Annotated in this window: 4 protein-coding genes; 1 reads left to right on the top strand and 3 read right to left on the bottom strand. The window is 34.1% G+C overall.

Translation table 11 applies throughout. The features are described from left to right. Window positions 1-472 (bottom strand): polysaccharide biosynthesis/export family protein (locus tag AC1DND_RS26295; protein WP_477585604.1); only part of this gene is annotated, 472 nt, incomplete at its 3' end. A gap of 597 nt (window positions 473-1069) precedes the next feature. Here AC1DND_RS26295 and AC1DND_RS26300 point away from each other — a divergent pair. Beyond that, window positions 1070-1705 (top strand): DapH/DapD/GlmU-related protein, encoded by a 636-nt coding sequence (locus AC1DND_RS26300; RefSeq protein ID WP_477585606.1) that lies wholly within the window; start codon window positions 1070-1072, stop codon window positions 1703-1705. Window positions 1706-1771: 66 nt separating this feature from the next. Here the strand turns inward: AC1DND_RS26300 and AC1DND_RS26305 are convergent, their stop codons facing one another. Together AC1DND_RS26305 and AC1DND_RS26310 are read right to left on the bottom strand one after the other, a co-directional pair. Beyond that, window positions 1772-2161: a response regulator transcription factor gene (locus AC1DND_RS26305; protein WP_477585608.1), complete on the bottom strand. Its 390-nt coding sequence runs from the start codon at window positions 2159-2161 to the stop codon at window positions 1772-1774. Window positions 2162-2205: 44 nt separating this feature from the next. Further along, entirely contained in the window at window positions 2206-2970 is a 765-nt protein-coding gene (locus AC1DND_RS26310; protein WP_131029794.1) for a DeoR/GlpR family DNA-binding transcription regulator, read from the bottom strand. Window positions 2971-3162 lie beyond the last annotated feature (192 nt).

Genomic DNA, 3162 nt, shown 5'->3' on the forward strand with positions numbered 1-3162 from the left:
GGTTAATATTATCTCCCTGTACAGTGAAGGTTGATGGCCGGTTTACTTCTCCAATTACTGTTACTTTAAAATTGACCAACTGAACGTCAACTACCGGTTTTTTTACATATTTATCCAATTCTTTCGATATGGTAGTTTGTGCCTGCTCAATGGTTAAACCTTCCAGGCGAACGTTACCTACAACAGGCAGGTTAATCATTCCATCCTTACTTACCCGGTAACCTTCTACTTTATAATTGTTTTCAGCGCCTGCATTTTTGGTATTAACAGCAAATAAAACATTCGACTCCTGATTTAAGCTGTTTATGCTTACACTTAAAAGGTCGTTTTGCTGAATTTTAACTTCCTGACCTTGAAGCTTAACTTCGCTAGTTTGTTTGGCCAGGTTACTAAAGTATACAAGATCTCTTCTGGGAGCGCATCCGGTGATAATGCTTGTATATATTGCGATAAATAATATTACTTTCTTCATAGCTTAAGTAATGTTTAGTTTTTTGTTTTGATTTATTGAGAACTAAGCTATGCAATTAAGCGTCAATGTTTTATAGGCAGATTGGGGTTGTATTTAAATTGTATAAAATATGACCAGCATGCACAGCATTTTAAATACTGTGCTCATAAATTGCACATCATTTGTAAATTTTACAACGCGTAACTTGTATAATATTCGGCCTATATTTTTACTCAAAAAAGCCTGTTTTTTAGTGAGATCTTAATCGGTGAAACTCAAAAAACATCAGAAAATGTTTTAACATTTAAAAAAGCTATTTAATACTACAATTTATAGGGGGAATAAAATGATTTTATAAAATTTTAAAGAAAAGCTGCCGATTACCAAGGCTAGATTTACTGCTTAACCTATTATTTTTTCCTAACCAGGTAGTGAACAAGCCATGCTTCGCATATTTCTGTGCAAGCTGTTTTACAACACATTTTTAATTGTTTAAAAATACATTCTGCTTAACACGATTGAGTTTTCCTTAACAGCGATATGTTATTGGCGATCAAATCAGATAAAACGATTAACATAAAAGCAATATCCCTTTAAAGCAGCGCAAAAAGTAAAAAAATGCGCAACTGTGAAAGCTGTAAACAGGAATTAGCAAAATATGTACAGTATGCTTTAAAAAGGTTTAAAAGCCTGTTTTATGCATTGCTATTAGGATTACCCATTTTAAGYCTCACCCAAGTGATTAAAGATTTCCCCCCAGAAACCCATAAAATGCATATTGCCATTGGTAGAAACAGTGCCAGGGAAAGCGTGTACCACAGGGTGGGCGAATCGGGCTATAGTTTTGCAAATTATATTTCATCGAAAGCCAACGTGTGGCCCGACTTGGTATTTGGACACAATACTTTTATCGATCAGTGCTGCGACATACAGCCTTTTGTAAGCATTGGTAATAATTGTATGCTTATCGGCGCGCGGATTGGTCATCACGCTACGATAGAAAACAATGTTCTGTTATCGGGCAATATCCTGGCAGGAAATGTAACCATTGGTAATAATTCTTTTTTAGGAATTAATTCTGCTGTAAAAGAAGATATTGTTATTGGCAGCCACAACATTATTGGCGCAGGCGTTTTTATAAACAAGAATACTGAAGATTACGCCATTGTTTCAAATGCAACAGTACCTCAACGCGTTGGCGATTCTAAACGTTTTGTGATGTTTAACAAAGCGCAAGATGTAAAACAGACCTAATAAACGCTATCCATAAAAAAAAGGGAAACGTTAATGTTTCCCTTTTTTATTAGGCTTAATTTTTAATTAAACTTTTGTTTTATTTTCAGCGCTTCGTTTCAGATGCGCATTAATACGCTCTAAAACATCATAAATATCAAAAGGTTTACTGATATAATCATCAGCAAATGCATCAATAGCTTTCTGTTCGCTATTATTCTGTGCAGACATTACGATAATTGGGATGTGTTTGGTAAAAATATCTGTTTTTAAATCTTCACAAATTTCTGCTCCGTTTCCATCTGGTAACATTACATCAAGTAAAAAAAGATCAGGCATTGCATCCTGGATATTTTTCTTTAACTCAGCAAATGATGATGAAAGCTGCAATTCGAAACCCTCATCTTTTAATAGAATTTCAATAACGTTTCTGATCTCTTGATCATCCTCTAAAATGTGTATTCGTTTTCTTTCCATGTTCAAATTATAATGTTTGGATTATACCGTTCGCGTGGAATGCGCTATACGATAGTAACAGTAACACCTAAACTCTCCAAATGTTTAACAATTTGTTCAGAAATTCCTTTATCGGTAATAATATGATCAATTTCTTCTAATCCACATATCTTTCCAAAGCCTCTTTTCCCAAATTTAGTAGAATCGGCAAGTACAATCGTTTTTTGTGATGCACCAATCATTTTGCGGTTTAAATGTGCTTCCATGGCGTTAGTAGTAGTTATTCCAAAATCAAGATCAATCCCATCAACACCTAGAAATAGTTTATTAAAATAAAAATCCTGCAAAACCTGTTCTGCATAAGCACCCATTACCGATGAAGAACTTTTCCTAAGCAATCCGCCCAATTGTATTACTTCAATACTAGGTTCGCGCATTAATTCGAGGGCTACATTTAATGCAGAAGTTACAACGGTTAAATTTGTTGCTGGCGCAATATTCTTGGCAAAATAAAGCACTGTAGTACCTGATGCAATAACGATAGAATCATTGTCATTTAACAATGCAGCAGCCGCAATACCTATTTTGTTCTTTTCTGTAGATTGTATTTTCTCTTTCTCATTAACCGGACGGTCTACCGTATATGGATTGTTTACAGTAGCCCCACCGTGGGTCCTAAACAATAGGCTCTTATCTTCAAGTAGTTTTAAGTCCTTTCTTATTGTTACAGACGAAACTTTCAACTCCTTACATAAATCGACTACATTTATGTATTGATCACGTTGCAGGCGACTTAATATAAACTGGTGCCTCTCAGCCAAATTCATCATAGTATATTTAATTAGCGTGCTGCAAATTAACAATAAAAACATTCTTTAAAATATTTTGCACAAATATTTAATAAATTTTTAACACACATATTATATTATTTCGATTATGATTTCTTATAATTGCGTATTGTTTCGTTTTATTATTTTTATAAATCTAAATGGGAAGATTACACCAGCATCACCTAACAGAAG

This window comes from Pedobacter sp. 01N416, assembly GCF_056399685.1.